Origin of the sequence: Klebsiella pneumoniae subsp. pneumoniae HS11286, from assembly GCF_000240185.1 — a bacterium.
Classification (GTDB): domain Bacteria; phylum Pseudomonadota; class Gammaproteobacteria; order Enterobacterales; family Enterobacteriaceae; genus Klebsiella; species Klebsiella pneumoniae.
This window is the reverse complement of the sequence record NC_016845.1, coordinates 1,794,217-1,812,546: the sequence shown is the minus strand read 5'-3', so window position 1 is coordinate 1,812,546 and position 18,330 is coordinate 1,794,217. Positions and strand designations below refer to the sequence as shown.

Annotated in this window: 25 protein-coding genes and 2 other annotated features; of the genes, 3 read left to right on the top strand and 22 right to left on the bottom strand. The window is 54.5% G+C overall.

What is annotated here, in order from left to right; all coding sequences use genetic code 11:
* The 3 genes from KPHS_17590 to KPHS_17570 form a co-directional block, all read right to left on the bottom strand.
* Entirely contained in the window at positions 1–330 is a 330-nt protein-coding gene (locus KPHS_17590) for an oxygen-insensitive NADPH nitroreductase (protein ID YP_005226059.1), read from the bottom strand.
* Positions 1–724, bottom strand: a sequence feature (potential frameshift: common BLAST hit: gi|288936348|ref|YP_003440407.1| nitroreductase). (Overlaps the previous gene by 330 nt.)
* Complete coding sequence (locus KPHS_17580) at positions 566–724, bottom strand: oxygen-insensitive NADPH nitroreductase (RefSeq protein ID YP_005226058.1); 159 nt, start codon at positions 722–724, stop codon at positions 566–568. Its footprint overlaps the feature before it by 159 nt.
* Entirely contained in the window at positions 708–995 is a 288-nt protein-coding gene (locus KPHS_17570) for a YbjC family protein (protein ID YP_005226057.1), read from the bottom strand. The genes KPHS_17580 and KPHS_17570 overlap by 17 nt, the downstream gene beginning before the upstream one ends.
* 202 nt (positions 996–1,197) lie before the next feature.
* On the opposite strand from KPHS_17570, the gene KPHS_17560 reads away from it, so the two are divergent.
* Positions 1,198–1,461 carry a glutaredoxin gene (locus tag KPHS_17560; protein ID YP_005226056.1) on the top strand — a complete coding sequence of 88 codons (264 nt, stop codon included), beginning with the start codon at positions 1,198–1,200 and terminating at the stop codon, positions 1,459–1,461.
* 6 nt (positions 1,462–1,467) lie between these two features.
* Here the strand turns inward: KPHS_17560 and KPHS_17550 are convergent, their stop codons facing one another.
* Positions 1,468–1,851, bottom strand: coding sequence for a membrane protein (locus KPHS_17550; protein ID YP_005226055.1), 384 nt, complete (start codon positions 1,849–1,851; stop codon positions 1,468–1,470).
* 266 nt (positions 1,852–2,117) lie between these two features.
* Here KPHS_17550 and KPHS_17540 point away from each other — a divergent pair, with 266 nt between their 5' ends.
* Both KPHS_17540 and KPHS_17530 read left to right on the top strand, forming a co-directional pair.
* Entirely contained in the window at positions 2,118–2,342 is a 225-nt protein-coding gene (locus KPHS_17540) for a permease (protein ID YP_005226054.1), read from the top strand.
* Positions 2,118–3,802 (top strand) — a sequence feature (potential frameshift: common BLAST hit: gi|288936352|ref|YP_003440411.1| YidE/YbjL protein). Its footprint overlaps the gene before it by 225 nt.
* Positions 2,396–3,802 carry a putative transport protein gene (locus tag KPHS_17530; protein ID YP_005226053.1) on the top strand — a complete coding sequence of 469 codons (1,407 nt, stop codon included), beginning with the start codon at positions 2,396–2,398 and terminating at the stop codon, positions 3,800–3,802. (Overlaps the previous feature by 1,407 nt.)
* Here KPHS_17530 and KPHS_17520 read toward each other — a convergent pair.
* The 18 genes from KPHS_17520 to KPHS_17350 all read right to left on the bottom strand — a co-directional run bounded on the left by KPHS_17520 (position 3,794) and on the right by KPHS_17350 (position 18,266).
* Positions 3,794–3,916 (bottom strand): hypothetical protein, encoded by a 123-nt coding sequence (locus tag KPHS_17520; protein YP_005226052.1) that lies wholly within the window; start codon positions 3,914–3,916, stop codon positions 3,794–3,796. The genes KPHS_17530 and KPHS_17520 overlap by 9 nt on opposite strands.
* A 105-nt stretch (positions 3,917–4,021) precedes the next feature.
* Positions 4,022–4,177 carry a prophage P2 Ogr protein gene (locus KPHS_17510; RefSeq protein ID YP_005226051.1) on the bottom strand — a complete coding sequence of 52 codons (156 nt, stop codon included), beginning with the start codon at positions 4,175–4,177 and terminating at the stop codon, positions 4,022–4,024.
* Between the two features lie 154 nt (positions 4,178–4,331).
* A complete protein-coding gene (locus KPHS_17500) occupies positions 4,332–5,432 on the bottom strand; it encodes a Late control gene D protein (GpD) (RefSeq protein YP_005226050.1) in 1,101 nt (366 codons plus the stop codon).
* Entirely contained in the window at positions 5,429–5,914 is a 486-nt protein-coding gene (locus KPHS_17490) for a putative bacteriophage tail protein (RefSeq protein ID YP_005226049.1), read from the bottom strand. The genes KPHS_17500 and KPHS_17490 overlap by 4 nt, the downstream gene beginning before the upstream one ends.
* A complete protein-coding gene (locus tag KPHS_17480; protein ID YP_005226048.1) occupies positions 5,911–8,304 on the bottom strand; it encodes a phage tail tape measure protein, family in 2,394 nt (797 codons plus the stop codon). Before KPHS_17480 ends, KPHS_17490 begins: the two co-directional genes overlap by 4 nt.
* A 112-nt stretch (positions 8,305–8,416) precedes the next feature.
* A complete protein-coding gene (locus KPHS_17470) occupies positions 8,417–8,539 on the bottom strand; it encodes a hypothetical protein (RefSeq protein YP_005226047.1) in 123 nt (40 codons plus the stop codon).
* The gene (locus KPHS_17460; protein YP_005226046.1) at positions 8,532–8,651 is read right to left on the bottom strand and encodes a GpE family phage tail protein; all 120 of its coding nucleotides are present in this window, start codon (positions 8,649–8,651) and stop codon (positions 8,532–8,534) included. Before KPHS_17460 ends, KPHS_17470 begins: the two co-directional genes overlap by 8 nt.
* A 14-nt stretch (positions 8,652–8,665) precedes the next feature.
* Positions 8,666–8,965 (bottom strand): phage tail protein E, encoded by a 300-nt coding sequence (locus KPHS_17450; RefSeq protein YP_005226045.1) that lies wholly within the window; start codon positions 8,963–8,965, stop codon positions 8,666–8,668.
* Positions 8,966–9,017: 52 nt separating this feature from the next.
* Positions 9,018–9,533 (bottom strand): phage major tail tube protein, encoded by a 516-nt coding sequence (locus tag KPHS_17440; protein YP_005226044.1) that lies wholly within the window; start codon positions 9,531–9,533, stop codon positions 9,018–9,020.
* A gap of 9 nt (positions 9,534–9,542) precedes the next feature.
* Positions 9,543–10,715, bottom strand: a complete 1,173-nt coding sequence (locus KPHS_17430) for a phage tail sheath protein (protein YP_005226043.1) — start codon at positions 10,713–10,715, stop codon at positions 9,543–9,545.
* A 138-nt stretch (positions 10,716–10,853) separates the two neighbouring features.
* The gene (locus tag KPHS_17420) at positions 10,854–11,930 is read right to left on the bottom strand and encodes a phage tail protein (protein ID YP_005226042.1); all 1,077 of its coding nucleotides are present in this window, start codon (positions 11,928–11,930) and stop codon (positions 10,854–10,856) included.
* Positions 11,931–11,959: 29 nt separating this feature from the next.
* On the bottom strand, positions 11,960–12,121 hold the full coding sequence (locus KPHS_17410; protein YP_005226041.1) for a hypothetical protein: 162 nt from the start codon (positions 12,119–12,121) through the stop codon (positions 11,960–11,962).
* A gap of 38 nt (positions 12,122–12,159) precedes the next feature.
* The gene (locus KPHS_17400; RefSeq protein ID YP_005226040.1) at positions 12,160–12,891 is read right to left on the bottom strand and encodes a hypothetical protein; all 732 of its coding nucleotides are present in this window, start codon (positions 12,889–12,891) and stop codon (positions 12,160–12,162) included.
* A gap of 3 nt (positions 12,892–12,894) precedes the next feature.
* Complete coding sequence (locus KPHS_17390) at positions 12,895–15,846, bottom strand: hypothetical protein (protein YP_005226039.1); 2,952 nt, start codon at positions 15,844–15,846, stop codon at positions 12,895–12,897.
* A gap of 1 nt (position 15,847) precedes the next feature.
* Positions 15,848–16,447 carry a tail protein I gene (locus KPHS_17380; protein YP_005226038.1) on the bottom strand — a complete coding sequence of 200 codons (600 nt, stop codon included), beginning with the start codon at positions 16,445–16,447 and terminating at the stop codon, positions 15,848–15,850.
* Positions 16,440–17,348: a baseplate assembly protein J gene (locus KPHS_17370; RefSeq protein YP_005226037.1), complete on the bottom strand. Its 909-nt coding sequence runs from the start codon at positions 17,346–17,348 to the stop codon at positions 16,440–16,442. Before KPHS_17370 ends, KPHS_17380 begins: the two co-directional genes overlap by 8 nt.
* Complete coding sequence (locus tag KPHS_17360; protein YP_005226036.1) at positions 17,335–17,697, bottom strand: baseplate assembly protein W; 363 nt, start codon at positions 17,695–17,697, stop codon at positions 17,335–17,337. Before KPHS_17360 ends, KPHS_17370 begins: the two co-directional genes overlap by 14 nt.
* Positions 17,694–18,266, bottom strand: coding sequence for a baseplate assembly protein V (locus KPHS_17350; RefSeq protein ID YP_005226035.1), 573 nt, complete (start codon positions 18,264–18,266; stop codon positions 17,694–17,696). The genes KPHS_17360 and KPHS_17350 overlap by 4 nt, the downstream gene beginning before the upstream one ends.
* Positions 18,267–18,330 lie beyond the last annotated feature (64 nt).

Below are 18,330 nucleotides of genomic sequence, written 5' to 3'. Positions count from 1 at the left end.
TCAGCGCGTTGCCCACCCCTGCTTATGCAGATAGTCAAGAATAAACGGACGACTCTCTTTCACGATAGTGCGCCGGATATGGTCGCTCCAGGTATCGCGGCGGGCGTTGCTGCCGCGCGACAGATAATAGTGCGCCAGCTGTTCGTCATACTCCGCCAGCAGCGCGTTATCCAGCGGCTGATAGCGGTTCTCATGCACCAGCATGGCCGCCGGCATCCGCGGCTTGATGTCCGGGTTATCCGCCGGCCAGCCAAGGCAAAGACCGAACAGCGGCAGGACGTGCTGCGGCAGCTCCAGCAGCTCTGTGACGGCCTCAATGCTGTTGCGCAACCCGCCGATATAGACGCCCCCTAGTCCAAGGGACTCGGCGGCGGTCAGCGCGTTTTGCGCCAGCAGCGCCGTATCGACAACGCCGATCAGCAGCTGTTCCGCCAGCCCCAGCTGCGCCTGTGGGCAGATCTGCAGGTGGCGATTAAAGTCGGCGCAGAAGACCCAAAACTCCGCCGCCTGGGCGACGTGCTGCTGGCCGCCGGTCAGCGGGACCAGACGTTCACGCAGGGCCGGGTCAGTAATACGGATGATGGAGGTGCACTGTAAAAAACTCGAGGTAGATGCCGCTTGCGCGCTGGCGATAATCGCCGCGCGCTGTTCGTCCGCTCACGGGGGCATCGGTGAAGTGGCGGATAGAACGGTGGCTGCGCAGCAGCTCAATGGTCGGCGTCATTTCGTTTTTCTCTGTCAGACAAGGATTCAGGCTTAGGAGAGTGCGTTAACTGCGGGGCCACGATCTGCGCCACCCGCCACATAACGACGAGGGCGGCGGGGATCATCAGCACGATCCCGGCAAAGAGCATCACCAGCGCCGCGGTCGGGCTGGCAATGGGCGCAGGCAGCTGGACATACTGGTTAAGGGAGAGCCAGGCGAGGGTTAACAGCCCCATCCCGAGGATCTCAACCAGCAGAATGCTTTTCGGCAATGGGGCAAATTTTCGCATCACGCCTCTCCGGTTGATAAACGCGGCGCGCCAGCCAATTCCACCGCGCCGTCGGGCCAGTATACGTGTTTTGACAGTCCGACATTTATCAAACATAGCCGTAAACCATCGAAGTAAAAGGCAGAACCTTCTTTCCCTCCCCGCCCGTTGCAGGCATCATAAGCGCCATTCGCCATCCGGCTGAGGTTTAAGGAGAGAAGCAATGTTTACCGTTATTTTTGGTCGTCCAGGCTGCCCTTACTGCGTTCGCGCTAAAGAACTGGCAGAAAAACTGACCAACGAGCGTGATGATTTCAACTACCGCTACGTGGATATTCATGCCGAAGGCATCAGCAAAGCTGACCTGGAAAAAACCGTTGGCAAACCGGTTGAAACCGTGCCGCAGATTTTCGTCGACCAGAAACACATCGGCGGCTGCACCGATTTTGAAGCCTGGGCAAAAGAGAATCTCGGCCTGTTTGCCTGAGTCAATTTATTTGCTCGATGAATGACTGCGCCAGGTATCAAGCCAGGCGCAGATAAACAAAAAGCACAATGCCCCAAGCGCGCACCAGAACACGGCGCTCAACACCCACGCCATCTCCTGCCAGAACGTCCGGTGGGTCACGAAGAACAGCCGCATCGTCACCATGCAGACCGGCGCCGCCAGTATCGCGCCGAGCAAAGGACGCAGCACCCGCCGTCCAGGAGAGAGACAGCTCGCCGCCGCCCCTGGCAGCAAAAAGAAGAGCAGGCCCAGCTCCGGGTTGCCGCTGGCGCGAAATGCCCCTTTCATATGTAACAACAACGATAAGCACACCACAATGAACAGAACGAAGCCACAGATAATGCCGGCCCAACTACGCTCAGATTTCACCGTATCCTCCTGATGTTGCCTCTAACTCACGTCCACGTCGCCCAGTCAGATAAAGCATTTCGGCAATCCATGCCAATAACTCCCCTACCAGCCTAAAAACGATTGTCACTAGCCGCCGCATCCAGGAAGGATTAAACTAGCGGTATATTTTTGCTGGTTATAACAGGGTGCCAGAATAGGTTCGCGACAACGCGAACGCCTGAGCAACCTTAGACCAAATAACCATTTCCTTCAACAACTTACTAGTAAATGAGAAGTTGGCTTTCGTGAATATAAACGTCGCAGATTTGTTAAACGGGAATTACATCCTGTTATTATTCGTTGTACTTGCATTAGGACTATGCCTGGGAAAACTGCGTCTCGGCTCAGTACAACTTGGTAATTCCATTGGCGTTTTAGTCGTTTCTCTATTATTAGGCCAGCAGCATTTCGCGATTAACACCGATGCCCTTAATCTCGGCTTTATGCTGTTTATTTTTGCGTTGGCGTAGAAGCCGGGCCCAACTTTTTTTCTATTTTTTTCCGCGACGGGAAAAACTACCTGATGCTGGCGCTGGTGATGGTCGGCAGCGCGATGCTGATCGCCATGGTGCTGGGTAAAGTGTTCGGCTGGGATATCGGGCTCACCGCCGGTATGCTGGCAGGCGCCATGACCTCCACCCCGGTGCTGGTGGGCGCGGGCGACACCCTGCGCCATTTCGGCCTGCCCAGCGATCAGCTGGCGCAGTCGCTTGACCATCTGAGCCTCGGCTATGCCCTGACCTATCTGGTTGGTCTGGTGAGCCTGATCGTCGGCGCCCGCTATATGCCCAAGCTGCAGCATCAGGATCTGCAGACCAGCGCCCAGCAAATCGCCCGCGAGCGCGGCCTCGATACCGATTCCAAACGTAAAGTCTACCTGCCGGTGATCCGCGCCTACCGCGTCGGCCCGGAGCTGGTGGCCTGGGCGGATGGCAAAAATCTGCGCGAACTGGGTATTTACCGCCAGACCGGCTGCTATATTGAACGCATTCGTCGCAACGGCATTCTGGCCAACCCGGACGGCGACGCGGTGCTGCAGATGGGTGACGATATTGCGCTGGTGGGCTACCCGGACGCCCACGCCCGCCTCGACCCGAGCTTCCGCAACGGTAAAGAGGTGTTCGACCGCGATCTGCTCGACATGCGCATCGTCACTGAAGAGATAGTGGTCAAAAACCACAACGCCGTCGGCCGCCGCCTGGCGCAGCTCAAGCTTACCGACCACGGCTGCTTCTTAAACCGGGTTATTCGCAGCCAGATCGAGATGCCTATCGACGATAACGTCGTACTGAACAAAGGCGACGTGCTGCAGGTCAGCGGCGACGCCCGCCGCGTAAAAACCGTGGCCGACCGCATCGGCTTTATCTCCATTCACAGCCAGGTGACCGATCTGCTGGCCTTCTGCGCCTTCTTTATCGTTGGCCTGATGATCGGCATGATCACCTTCCAGTTCAGCTCCTTCAGCTTCGGCATCGGCAACGCCGCCGGCCTGCTGTTCGCCGGCATCATGCTTGGCTTCCTGCGCGCCAACCACCCAACCTTCGGCTATATCCCGCAGGGGGCGCTGAACATGGTGAAAGAGTTTGGTCTGATGGTGTTTATGGCCGGAGTCGGTCTCAGCGCCGGGGCCGGGATCAATAACGGGCTGGGCGCCGTCGGCGGCCAGATGCTGGCGGCAGGGCTTATCGTCAGCCTGGTGCCGGTGGTGATCTGCTTCCTGTTCGGCGCCTACGTGCTGCGCATGAACCGGGCGATGCTGTTCGGCGCCATGATGGGAGCCCGCACCTGCGCCCCGGCGATGGAGATCATCAGCGATACCGCGCGCAGCAACATTCCCGCGCTCGGCTACGCAGGCACCTACGCCATCGCCAACGTGCTGCTTACCCTTGCCGGGACGCTCATCGTGATCATCTGGCCAGGGCTACAATAATTTTTTGAGAAAAAAGCCGTCACAGGCAGAACTTTTTCTCAGGGCATCAGTCATAAGTAATGCCACTGCTTTTCTTTGATGTCCCCATTTTGTGGAGCCCATCAACCCCGCCACTTCGGTTCAAGGTTGATGGGTTTTTTGTTGCCTGAAATTTATACCGTTTAAAATCATGATGTTAGAAGCACTTTTTTTAACGATGGCGACAAAATGGCGGCAGCGTCAAAGAGAGAGCGCCACCTGTCCTGATTTCATTGGATGCGGCTGAACCGGATTTGACTCTTTTGGCATTGCAATCGAACGAACAAAAGTTTCATGGGTAACAAAAGTATGGCTGCAGTTAATGTTCTGGCACTGGTTGTAACGCTCTTTGGTCAATGAAGATACCTGAAAACTGCTGCGAGTATGGGCGGCACTTCCACACAGTGGGCAAATCATCATTTTTTCGAGTTCTCCCCATTTTTGCTAAATTCACAATAATGATACCGCATTATTCCATTTTGAAAACTTAAAAGTTCTCCATTGCGAAGAATCATTCCATTTCGAAATCATCAATCTTCACTTCAAGCTCCAGACTGGTCGTAAAACCGTTATCCGGGCTGACAGTATGCGTCAGGGTGGTAATAGTCCATTCCGCATCATCTATCGGCTGTTTAAAGCCACTGACTTTCACTGGCATTTCCGTGTAGAGATCTGCCCGCCCTTCCGCCAGTTGTAGCGAGAATGACGCAACGCCGCGTTGCAGGCGTTCCCACTGCATTTTCGCCGCTCGTTCGGCGTTGCTCCGGTTGGCATAAGTGCGATTAAGTACCAGCACATTTTCATCCGTACCCACCAGGTAATCGCCCTGCTTCGCTTCCGGCTCTTTCTTCTGCTTCTTAGTTCTGCGCTTACGCTTCACCGTGGTGCTTTCTTTCTTCGCAGGTTCACGGGTATGCAACCAGCTGGCAATTACGCCCGTGTAGGCTCCGCGATCTGCCAGGGTAAAGCGGTGACTGTCGCCGTCCTTGCGTGTGATAGTGATCACTGGCAGTGGTTTACCAGTGGCGCTTTTGCCCTGCCCCTGCCGGATGAATAACAGATTGCCATTTTTCACCGACGCGATGGCACCGTACTGTCGCGCCAGTCGCATCAGAAAACTGCCGTCACTCTCATTAGTCTGGTCTATATGCTCCACGGGCTTATCCGACAGCTCTTTACCCAGTGCCATCTTCAGCTTGTGCCGCGCGGCTATTTCCTTCACCACTTCCCCGATGGTGGTGTTATGCCACGATTTTTCACGGCGGGTATTCAGGGTTTCCCGAAAATCAGCACTTCGCGCCCGGATAGTCAGGCGGTCCGGTGCGCCAGTGTGTTCAATCTCGTCCACCGTGAATGCCCCTTTCGGGAAAAGCGGCTGCCCCTTCCAGCCCAGCGCCAGCGTAATGACCGCACCACGGCGCGGCAGCACGATTTTTCCATCGGCGTCGTCCAGCTCCAGATCAAGCTGGTCCGCTTCAAATCCCCGGTTATCCGTCAGCGTCAGCCCCATCAGGCGGTTGTCCAGCACAGTGGTGATATCCCTGCCTTCAATACTGATGCTGAATGCCGGAGTTTTGTTGCCTTTGTTAAGCAGTTCAGAGCTGAAATTCACGACAGCAGCCCTCCCACCGTTTTACTGATATCGCTTAAGGCAGATGTTTCCGTTCCCTGCAGATTATTCAGTTGCGCACTGAGATCACCGAACATATCGGACAGGGATTCATCCACGCGTTTTAGCGACAGGGTGAACTCAATCCTGCGCGGCATACCGTCGCGGAAAAACTCCGTTTTAGTCTGATTCAGTCCCTCAATCACATACATGCCGTAAATCGTGCCGCTGCCTTCAATCAGGGGCCACGCCTTCCCCTGCTCTGCCATCAGCTCCAGCGCCAGCAACGACAACCGGCCGCCGGTCACTTCCGGCATGAGGACGCCGGAGAGCGTCAGCTGATCGTTATCTGGCCCCAAAAATTGCGTTGTCGGACGGCGATTAACGCGGTTGTTGGTCACATGGCGCCAGTTCCGCTGATACTGCAGTTGCTGATAGGGAACCGTGCGCAGCTGAAACACAAATAAGCCCAGGACCATCATCATGAATCGTACCCCCCTTGATCACTGAAATTGCTGCGGGCCTTCGCCTTCATGCGTCGCTCGCGCGCATCAAGCTGCCGTGCAACTTCCTGCGCAATATCCTGCGCACTCTGACCGGGCAGAGCCTGGATAATAATTTGCGCATGGGTTTCAAACTGGAATACAGGCTGGCTGCCTGCTAGCTTATCAGTTACAGGACGGTATGAAGCTGCCGGCAGACTCATGGGATGAAGCGGGGCGGCCTCTGCTGGCATTGCTCCCCCCATCATTCCGGCGACTACGGACGCCAGCGCGGCCGTTCTCCTGCGGCTGGTCACATAGGCCGGGCCGTTAATCAGCTCCGGGCCATTCTCGCCAGCAATGCCCACCTTCCCGTGTGGAATATAGCCGCCGCCGTCATACATCCCCGCGAAAAATCCGCTCGGCCCTTTCTGCTGAGGTGCGCCTGGCGATTTGTCCCCGCCGGTCATCCAGTCCGGCAGATAGCTTTTGACCGATGCCAGCTTGCTCTTAAGCGTTTCCCACTTCTCATTGATACCGCTCAGGATGCCGTCAATGATCGCCCCGCCCACTGCTTTAAACTTTGCGGCCAGCGCGGCAACATCACTCAGAATTTCATCCCATTTGCTGCTTATGGTCTGCTTAATCACAGTCCAGGCTACTGACACCCCTGACGTGATGGCATCCCAGAGTGCTTTAAACTTCGGCCCCAGCGTTTCCCAGTTCTGCCAGATATAGATGGCTCCCATCGCAATCAGGCCAACTATCGCCAGAATGGGGTTAGCCATCATCAACCGGCCTAACCAGATGACCGCCTGGCCTGCACCGCCAATTACTCTTGTGACCAGACCAAACGCAGAAGCAAATATCAGCTGGAGAATGCCAGCACTTACCCGCAGTACCGCCATAGGACCCAAAATGGATGCCAGGGCCAGTGACACCACACCCGCTGCGGTAGCTACCACGGCAAATACGGCCGCAATTTTAAATAGCGCCGCCGTCAGTTGCGGATGACGCTTCACAAAACCATCCAGCGCGGACGCCAGATTACCCAGCCAGTCCGCTATATTTTTCAGCACTGGAGCGACGGTTTCTCCGATGCTTGCCATGGCGTTAGTAAAAGAGCCGCCAGCGGCTTCCCATTTGTTGCCTAAGGTATTCAGGGACGCCTCGACGCGCTCGCGCAGAGTTGCCTGGCTCTCCAGTTTAGCGACGGTTTCACGATAGCCCGCCATGCCTTTTGACATCATGGTATTCAGCGCTTTTAGCACCTCATTATCATTACCAAACAGGGCTTTCATCGTTGCAAATTTCGTTTCAGGATTTAGTTTTTCAAGCTTTTCTAACTGCGCGTACATCTTTTCCAGACCACCAAATCCGCCTTTCCCGTCGGAGAAATCGAACTTGATGCCCTTTCCTTTCAGCCCGTCGTTTATGCCCTTAATATTTTTCGCATCCAGCGTGGCCTGAAAAATTTTACGGTAGGCATTACCCGCTGACTCTCCAGCCATCCCCGCCTGATCGGCCATGACGAGAAGCGGACTGAAGGTTTTTGCAGCATCCAGGCCCTTCTGCTTGATAATGTCCATAGCGCTGCTGATATTTGCGAAACCCTGCAGCATATTCCCGGGGTCTACGCCCGCATAAAAACCACGCTGGATAAGATCCATCAGGCTCATCATGTCTTTTTCGGTGGTCTGCGTGGCGTCCTGCAATTTTGCGGCAAACTCTGCAGCCTCCGTCGGCGCCATCTGCAGCTGCACGCCAAGGTAAGCCGCCGACTCACCCAGCCCGCCCAGGATAACCTGCGCTGACATCCCCTGACGACGTAACATGGTCATCATGTTCTGAAAGTCTGCCGTGGTGCCGGGCAGCCGGTCACCCAGGGCTATTGCCAGTTTGTTTAGTTTCATGAACTCAGGCGCCACCTTTCCGCCCGGCCCCATCATTGAGCCTGCCAGCTGGTTTGCGGCGTTCTCTGATTCCGAGTAGGCGCGAATAGGCGCCAGCAGCGTCGCGCCCGTTGTCACCCCGGCGGCCATCATCCCGGCACCGTTCCCCGCCAGGTTGTTACGCACGTCGCGCATCTTGTCAGCTTTGGCCCTGATCGCATTCAGCTTGCGCTGGCGCTCGCCCACGTCCCGCAAGCGCCGCTCCTGCTCTGCCAGCTGCTGGTTATAGCGATCAGTTTCGCGGGTAATGCGGGCTGTTTCACGGGCACCGCCGCCCGCAGAGATGCCAAGGCGGTACAGCTCCGCCCTGGTTGCCGCCATCTGCCGCGTTTCCTGCTGCTGCTTTTGTTCCAGGCGTGATACGGCGCGCCATTGCGCCTCAAGCGCCTGCGTCTGTTTTTTCGTGGGGGATTCGAGCGCTGCCAGTTCGCGCGTCATCATCTGCGCACGCAGCCGCGCCTGGTCCAGCTCGTTGCTGGTCCGGTTCAGACTCTGTGAGAGTTGATCAAAAGATTTTAACTGGCTCCCCGCGTCGTTAAGCCGTTTAAGCTGATCACGGGTCTGCCGGATGCCGGAGGCCAGCTCCTTCGAGCCAGCCAGCGCATTTTTTTAAAGGGCGGGTGAGTTTATCAACCGCATTCAGAACCACCTGCAGGCGCAGGTTTTTATCACTCATCGCTGGCCCCGCTACGCATTATCGCTCTGTGCCGCCACTCCAGCACTTCCGTCAGCGGCATAACGTCAGTGACGGACGGCGGCCAGTGAAAGATCGTGGCGATATCCGCCACCAGGTCATCTACCGTCAGGCTGTCGGCAAATCGGCAAGTGCCGACTTCGGCAACAAAAAAAGGACCACCTCGACAGACATCGCGGCCAGGTCTGCCGGGTCGAGGTCCGCCATTTCCTGCGGGGTCAGCGTTGGCGTGGAGATGCGGGGGATCACGGTCATCATTGAGGCCACGTCCATCTCCATCACCGCCTGCAGTCGCGTACCGCGCAGCGCGCCGGATTGCGGCTTACGCAGCATAATTTCCGTAATCGTGGTATCACCACGCTTAATCGGGCTATCCAGTTTCACCGTTGCTTCTGTTTTCTCACTCATGCTCTTTTCCTGTTATGGGTTGGCTGGCGCGACCTCGCGCGCCAGGAAAAAATTACAGACCGATGGCGTTACGGTGTTCTTCCATCAGGTCAACACCATCAACAACTTCAATCATGTTGATCGCATCGACCTCATAGAGCACTTCACCGTTAATGGTCAGCTTCGCGTAACAGTTAACGCTGCTGACCTTGGTGGAATTGCTCTCGCCGGTTTTCCACTCGCCGGAATCCACCTCTTTGTGGCGCCCACGGACGACCAGCTCAACGGCCTGAACTTCGCCGGTGTCGTCACGCTGAATAGACCCGGTAAAGCGCAGCTGCACGCCGTCCACCGTGGCTTTGCCCATCTGTTTAAACAGAAGCGCCTCAGTGCCGCCGATGGTCATTTCCGTATCCAGCGCGCCATCATCCAGCCCCAGATCAATACCGACTGAACCGGGCATACCGCCGCCGCGGTAGTTTTCCAGCTTGCGGGTGAATTTCGGCAGGGTGACGGATTCAGCAATGCCCATCCAGTTGTTACCGGCATTAAAAATATTCAGGTGTTTTAACTTGCGTGGTAAGGCCATGGGTCCCCCTTATGCGCTTACGCGGGTGGTGAAATCCACCAGGTAACGGTCAGTGATGCGCTGGCGCAGCATCAGGTTTTCCAGTGGAGGCACTGGCGTATAGTCGTAGTCGATCCAGAGTTTCCCGGCTTTCAGCGTGTCTTTGTCATTCACACTGTCATCAATCCAGCAATCACCGCCAATGAGGTAGCCCTGATTTACCAGGCTGCGCATTTTGGCGCGGATACCTTCGATAATGTCGCGAGCCAGCGAAGGGTTAAGCGGCATGTCCACCGCCCACATATGCGCCTCCGCCATGGTGTCTGCCAGCACCTGCGCGGTACGGGTGTAGTTTTCAAACTGGAATAACGGGTCATCGCTCAGGCAGCGGGAACCCCAGAAGCGGAAACCATCCTTGCGGATCAAGGTGGTGACGTCGTTCTGGTTCAGCAGTCCGGCATCGGTTGCCGGGTCCTGCAGATCCCAGAACACATCCGCAGACAAGCCGGTTACGCCGTTGACGCCCACGTTAGAAAGGGTTTTGTGCCAGCCGGTCTGCTCGTCGATTTTTGCACGCAGACCCAGCGCGCGGGCAGTGGCGTAAGCAGTCGCATCCGCCTGCAGCACCGTGTCAAAGTTGATGAAATCAGGCCAGATCAGCATCCCTTCTCGCTGACTGAAATTTTCGCGGTAGGCAATCGCTTCTTCCACGGTTTTACAACCGTAGGCAGACAGGTACGCAAAGCCGCGCAGGCTCTGCGCCACGCTTAACAGTTCAGTGGAAACAGCCTGCGTGTCATGGCCCGGCACACCAAGAATGCGCGGCTTTAAACCCAGCTGCGACTGCGCCGAAAGCAGCGCTTTGATGCCCGTTTTCTTACCGTCAGCGGTTACGCCGCCGATAATATTGGAGGTGGTTTCCGCTTCGGTTTCGCCCTGGGCAACACGCACCACAACGGTGACGGGTTTTGCCTGGTCTGCGATGGCATCCAGTGAGCGGGCCAGCGTGCCGGACTCGCCCGCTTTACCGCTGGCGGTCAGTACATCGGTAAGCAGAACCGGCTTATTGAGCGGGAACACTGAGGCATCGGCATCATCGCCGGTGCATACCATGCCCACAATCGCCGTGCTCACCGTCGTGATAGAGCGGGTGCCGTCGTTAACTTCAACAACACGCACGCCATGGTGATAGTCTTGCGCCATGAATGAATCTCCTGTTTAGGGGTTCACCCATGGTAGGGAAATCATGCACCGCAAGCCGTTGATGGCCGTTGTACCGTCAATGGCACAACCGCAGACAGAAAAAAGCCCCTTATCGGGGCAGACTGATACCGGGATTTATCAGGCAACGCGGCTCCAGCACATCAGCAGTGTGTGGGCTTCAACCACGCTGAATGATTTCCCTTCACCGAGGTTATCGGTTTTGCCGGTGGTCGTGTGTTTGTGGGCTGGCAAGTCCACAATATGGCTATGATCGGCCACCTCATCCGTATAATTTCTGGTGCGGCGGCTGTCGTTATCCGAACCGACTATGTAATTATCATCCCAGGCCTCGCCAGGGGCGAGCATTCCGCCTTTGTGTTTATGCCGTCCCGCCTCCCTGGTGGTCAGCTCCTGCCCGGGGAGTTCACTGGTTTCGCCACTGACGTTAACCTGCACAGCGGGCAGGTTAGCCTGCTGGAGTGTGACAGTATCGCTGCCGCCTGTCTGCCCGACGTCCGAACCGTCAGCCCTGCCGACGCGGATCGTTTTGTTTTCGCCGGTGTACACCCATTGCGACCACGGCCAGCGCTCATTGGGATTGAGGTTCTGGTTAAAAAAGCGGGTGGTGCCAACCGGATTATCATCTTCCCAGAAATCTCGCTTTGCCGCCGTTATAGCATCAGCAATCACCTGCTGAATATTCTTGTCTAAGTTACCTACAATTTCGTCGGCGTAATCCTTTGCCTCACCCTTAGCCTTATCAACCTCAGTTATCGTTGCCAGAATGATCGCCGGGTCAGTAATTAGTTGCACATCGGCAATATTGTTGACGGTGATGTAAATATTCACCGTGCTCATACGCCCTGCCCCTTGTTCCAGCAATGGCTTATAGGATGGAGGTAAACTTGCTACGGCCAGACAGATCCCTCTGTCATCAAATAACGCCGCTTCACGCAGCCACCATCCGCCAACCTGGGGCATCATCAGCATTTCTGCCCGGATGACATTTCTGTCCAGATCAGCAATAACCAGCCTGTTTAACGGAGCGCGGTAAACTTCATTAACTAGTCCCTGCATTCCGTCAGGATTAATATTATTACCGCCACCATCTCCAACAGCCATTTCAGTAATAGAGATTGGTTCATTATTCATGACTGCGCGAGTCATGGCATTAACTCCCGCCGCGGTCAGTTTTGTATAAAAGGCTGTGCTCATCTCTTATCCTTTTCTGTCTGGCGCCTCGGCTATTCTTGAGCTAAAACGTGATAGCTCAGGGTATATCCATCACTAGCCGATAATGCGGCCTGGCTGTTTTTATCCTCATTTATCCATCCGCTGATAATGTCATCCCGTTCGTACTGGTTCAGATTTACCCAGTTTTCAGATACACGCGAAAAAGTGACCATGCTGCCATTAACTGTTTCAATGCGTACTTCTACGGTTGTCATACTGCCTGCCCTCTTAAAGCCATGATGTTTTTACCCAGCGCGACAGCCGTCAGAGTGTCGCCTGCGGTAAATTCTTTTTCCCATGCACCAAAGAAAGCCAGATCACCTTTCATCATTGATGAACCGGCAGCACTGGCACCCAGCATTAGCTTGTTTCCCGCCACGTTTAACAGATAACCCGCAGGGCTTGCAGCAATTGCAGTCCCATCTGACAACGTTAATTTGTGATTGCGGTTAGGAGAAATGACACCGCATGCCACATACCATTGCCCCGCAACAATCGTCTTACCTTCCTGAAAATAGATACCCTGACTACCGTCAGGCCAGCCGACACGAAGCTCAAGCCGCTGACCGGCAGGGTTAAACGTAATGGCGTAACCATGGCCTGTACCTGGTGTCAGATCCCTGCAGTCAAGCACGTACTGAAATACATCAACTGCGCTTAACCGAAATGCAGTAAGAAAAGACAGTCCGGACAGTCCGGACTTTGCAAACGTAGTCTGGCTACCGGCGGAACCAGGAAATTCAAGTCCATACCCTTTCAGGATCTGCACACCTTGCTGCACGCTGAAACCATGTCGTGAGTTATCTACAGGAGTCAGTAAATCAAAAGCCACGATCGGGTTTGCAATTGCTGCCAGTGGTGACTTTACTGGTTCAAAATATTGCTTTTCCCAGTTAGTAATAACACCGTCCGAGTTAAGTAAAATACGCGTTCCGTTTCCCATTTATTATTCCTCAATAAAAGCTTTTGCAGGAAGGTTTGGTGCTTTAGCACTTTCTCCGATCATTTCGTTTCCTGAACCACGTAACGTACCTGGATAGGTTGCACCACTGGCCGGGTTCAGCCATGAACAGCCCGTCACCAGCGTTTTATCTGCTGCGAAATAGGTCACACCCGCCGCATCAGGTATCAGCTCAATATCAGCACCAGTGACCCGGCAGCGGTTGCTATTGCCGTTGGTGTAGACCCGCGCCAGCTTGCCGCCATGAATATCGACAACAGCTTTTGCGCCAGGAGCATGGATAATTGCCGGGATACAATTTTCCAGGATAATCCGCGGTATCCAGCTGTAATCACTGTTCAGGTAATCAGCGGTCCAGGTTGCCGCGTTTCCCGGAATATCGACGGTCTGGGCTGCAGCCAGCTCGATAGACGGATTGTTGATAACGCTGTGCAGGTTGCGCAGCGTTATGCGGGCGTTCGTCCCGTCGCTGCCCTTTTTGTTGCGTGAGCCCACAGTGTTCTGATAGAGGTCGGCAGGCAATTTGATGCCGCACATCACCGCGTTCTGCGTGGGCTGAACGTTAATAGCTGTCATTCCGTCAACGGTGATATTGTCGGGTAGCAGCGTTTTACGTCCGGTTACCGAGTAGTCGGTAAACTGAGAACGTAAGGCCGTAACAGCGCAGAACTCAAAATTGTCATTCGGTCTTCCGGTCTGGATGCCGGCAAGGTCAAACACGACATTGCGAATTCTGATAACGGGGGGTAATTTGCTGTCAATCCCCTGATCAAGAGAGTTGGCTGTATCGATAATTCTGACAAGGTCAAATGACCGGGTCGTGTTGTACCATGCGGGTAGCCCTCTGTCCCACATCACCGTGACACCATCAATATTGAGAATGCCATCACAGTCACTGGCATAGTCCTGCCTCATGCCGATGGCGTAGTTAAGGAAATACTCCACTGCATCGCCACTGGTACGGGTGATATACAGCCGAAGTTTCTCTATCGACCACTCATTACCTCCCTGCAGGTTGATTTGCCTGCCTTTCACAGTCAGATCTTTGAAGAAAACATCGTACCCGAAGCTGTGGAAATCAACGCGGTTAAACGTATTTCTGTTGCCGTATAAACCCTTTATTCCGTGATGCCCCTGTAACCCCCAGCCATGCAGTCCGTAATAGTTATCGATATGCACGTTACAGGTATCACGAATGCAAATGACATATGAACCGTTCTCGGCCGGGTGACAAGTGGTTTCTCCGTATTCGCAAAATACGTCAAAAACCTCTCGCGCAGAAATAACCACGCGGCTTTCGAGGCTTGTTGCGTTAGTCTGCCATGACGTATGCACCAGATTTTTAATGCGCACCATCGGCCTGGAGACTTCGATATTCAGGAATCGACGACTGTCGCCCAGTTCAATAAAATGCGGGCATTTAAATTCCAGAAAATCATCTTCTTTCTGTATAATGGCGGCATATCCAATCGTCCCGTCTGGAATGTCTTTCACAATCCTCTCGGTCAATGCGCCATTTTTTCCAATACGTGAAAACTCTCGGTATAACACGCGGTCACGCGGCTTATTCCTTTCTCCATTGCGGTAAATTTCCACTTCATGCGACAGCGCATAGAACATCCCACCGTAATACGCGTACAGTTTCGGATAAGGCAGGTACTGAGAGCCTTTTTTCAGATACTTTGAATACGTTGCGTTAAATGTCGCTAACTCTTCAGCTGTCAGTTCAATACGCGGTTTACCTTTTATGTTGAACATGCGCATCGGTTCAGGTGCTGAAGGGTCAAGCAGTCGTAAAGGTCCCCAGCGTATCTCGTTCACACCGGAATTTGCAGAGGTAAGAATTATCGCCCCTGACAGGTCGGTATTTGTTCGTACTTCTGCTTCATGATCAACCAACATCAGGAATGCACCGTCATTCTGACGTACGGGGATTTTCATGATGTTCGCAAAGCGGTGAGCCGCCTGGATAGCTTTATCTGCTGCCTCCACTCCTGCGAGGTATGCTATTGCTGATGACCTGTTCCCCATTGCCAGTGCAACCTGTACGGACAACAGAGTCGCTGCGGGTATTCGCGGCGCAAGAAACATATCATAGGAAACAAAATCAGCCTGTCGATACCATCGACGCCCCAGCACATCGACCAGTATCCCTCCGGGGATCTCCTCCGATGTGGTGTCATCCGGATTAACAACAAAACGACCGCCAGCGCGTTTCCCAACTACGTCACGCACTGTCGCTGTACCTGAATACATTCGAATTGAATCATAGTCAGGAGCTGTATCACCTGGTTCAATAGAACCGCCACCGCTCCCCCCCTCACCAAAACCGATCATTGTGCCGTCATCTTTTTGACCACACATCACTAACCCGTTGCGGTAGTAAATAACAAATCTCCAACCTTCTGGAGGATTATTATCAATTATGCTGCCACCAAACTCTAACCCGGAATCTGAGGAGTATAGCTTTTCAAATTCATCAGCGTATAAGCGTCCATTTTTATAGCCCAACGGAGAAAGCCCATTATCGAAAACGACAGAAAATGGGTTATCTCCCTGATCACTAATCAGGTTGCTCAATATTTTGACTAACTCTGTGCCAGGCTGCCATGCAACCGGAACAGCATCACCATCATCATTCCGATAATAGATAAAAGAGTTTTCGCTATCGATCCCCTGAGCAACACGAAATAGCTGGCCGTCATGGGTTTCAGCGATTCCAGCTAACTTTCCTTCCGGATCATTTTCAGTTTTATAAAATGTGAATTCGCGGTAATCCGGAATAGATTCAACAACGTTTTTTAGATACCGGGTACGTTCTGCCAGCGTCTTCGCCTGCATATTCGCTATACCACCGACACCACCTTCTACTTTATCACCACGCGCGATCTGATAGACCTCATCTTCCCAGCGCGGCAATTCTTTTATGCTCGCCATATCATTCCTCATACTGATAATTGCCGTCATGGAAAATCAGGCCATCGTAAAAAATATCGTTGCCCGGCTTATATTGCTGCGGATAAACACTTACTTCGTCGCCAATAATTGCGGCAGCACCAAGATGCGCAATACCGCGAGAGGTAGTAGACAATGTCATCTGAGAGATGTGTCTGCTCGCCGGTTTGGCATCACCTATAATCCTCTCAAGCTCATAAATCATCGGCTCAGTGATGCCGATTTCATTCAGATCGATCTCAAGCCGAAACGTCCCGGCGGGGTCGGCCACCTCCCACCATTCCTCAATGGTCATCGAATACCCCAGCCCCTCGATCACCCGCTTAACTGCCGCCACCGTTCCTTTTCGCTGATGGATCCAGAACGCATCACTTACTGCCTGCCGCTTAGCGGTTTCTGTCCAGGTTTCCTCCCATCGATCAACGGAGAAAGCCCAGGCCAGGTACGGCAGAAACTTTGCCGGGCATTTCCACGGGTTCCACAGGTCACGCAGCGGCACGTTTAAATCACTGATACCTGAACAGGCTTGCGCCAGCCTGCGCTCCAGCGCAGACGACCCCGGCGGCAACAGGCTGCTAGTCATCAGAGCCACCAATTTCTGCTTTAAAATCGGTGCAATATGACGCCTGCGTTTTATCTAGCACCATGTCCGTCAGTGGCTTTATCAGTTCGACGCGCTGGACACCCTGAACATGCAGCGCGGCATAGATCGCGGACAACCGCACATCACGCCCCAGGCGACGCTGCTCGTTGATGTATGCCGTGCCCTGCGCTTTCGCTGCCGCCAGGATGGGTTCCTTAGCCGGGCCGGGGTAGACATAAAGAACCGCATCAATTTCATAGGGGACAATCTCAGCAGATCGGACGCTCACCCGATCCGCCACTGGCCGCACAGCCTCATCATTCAGGGCCTCACCGACGACCTGCAGTAAGTCTTCAGGCGCAGTACCATCGCCGTCGCGGGCCAGAATAGTCACCACGACTTCTGCCGGTGACGGGCTGAACGCTGACGCATCCGCCACCCGACCATCCGAGCTAAGCGCGTGATATTCATAGGCTCCGACTGGTCCGGCAACGCTCATCCCCTCAAATGCAGCAGGAATGCGCTGGCGATAATCCGCGTCAGATTCCATTACCGCCTCCGTGGGTGGTGTTGTGGTGTCATCTGCAGCTGTAATCACCCGGCGCTGTACGTTGTTATTTGCGCCTAAATTGTCCAGGTCATCCCCGCCGGAATAGGCCACCATCACGGCTCTCGCTGCCTCGTTAATCCTCTGGCGCAGCAGCAACTCCCGGTACACATTTTCCTGCAGCATTTTCACCACCGGCTCAGACTCAAGCGTTAAGGTGCGGGCCACGGCCTCCTGTTCTTCTGCCGGAAATAACGCGACAAATTCAGCCTTGCGCTCAGTCAGCAGGGTTTCAAAATCCGGCACATCCACAATTTGCGGCGGCGGCAGCTGGGAAAGGTCAATAACGGCCATTGTCTGCTCCTGTCGATACGGAAAGGGACACGGGCACGCCGTCATTACGCTGGCCTGCCAGCTCAATAACCATTGCGCCATCCATGTTGCTGCTGTTAACCGTGATGGTGTCCAGTTGCAGCCGCGGCTCCCAGCGCCGCAGCGCCACATACACCGCAGCCATGATTTGCAGGCGCAGCGCCGGGTTTTGCGGCTGGTCAATGAGCGCTGAAAGCAGGGAACCATACTCCCGGCGCGCAAGCCGGCTCCCTTGCGGGGTCAGCAAAATGTCACGCACCGACTGACGCAGGTGGTCAGATTCCGTAATAGCTCTGCCGGTATCGCGGCTCATCCCGATATAGAGCGTCAAAATGGGTCTCCTGTCGTTCCGCCACTGTCGCCAGGGTGTTTATGCTTATCAGCAACGACGCCGTTTGACGTCATCGCGCCGCCGCCGTGGGTCACATCGCCATTCAGGATCACATTGCTGTTAATACGGGTGGTGTCAGCCTCGATCACAAACTCACCGGTTTTGCAGGAGACAACCTGCGAAGACTCAATCAGCACGCTTTTCACGCCGCGAATAATCCAGCGCCCGGTGGCGGGGTCGTATTCGAACCAGCCGCCATCCTCGTATGCGGTCACGTCCGCACTTTCAGAGTCTGACGGCGGCGGGCAGGCGTTGGAGTAGATGGCCGGAAGCGCAAAGGCTGTCTCCAGATTGCCGCCCAGGCTGAACAGCACCACCTGCTCCCCTGGAGACGGGCACCACCAGGTGCGGGATTTACCTGCACGGTAGGTCAGCCAGTTAATCCAGTTGGTTTCGAGGTCGCCCGTTTTCACCCGGCACAGCCAGCTGTCCCGGTCCACTTCGGTCACAATGCCGGTGCGGATCAGATTAGTGATAAGGCGCATGATTTCGGTTAGTTGAGTATTCATCCAATCAGGATGACTGTTTGTCGACTTTTTAGATAGTTCAGGTAGATTGTATGAACAACAGTAC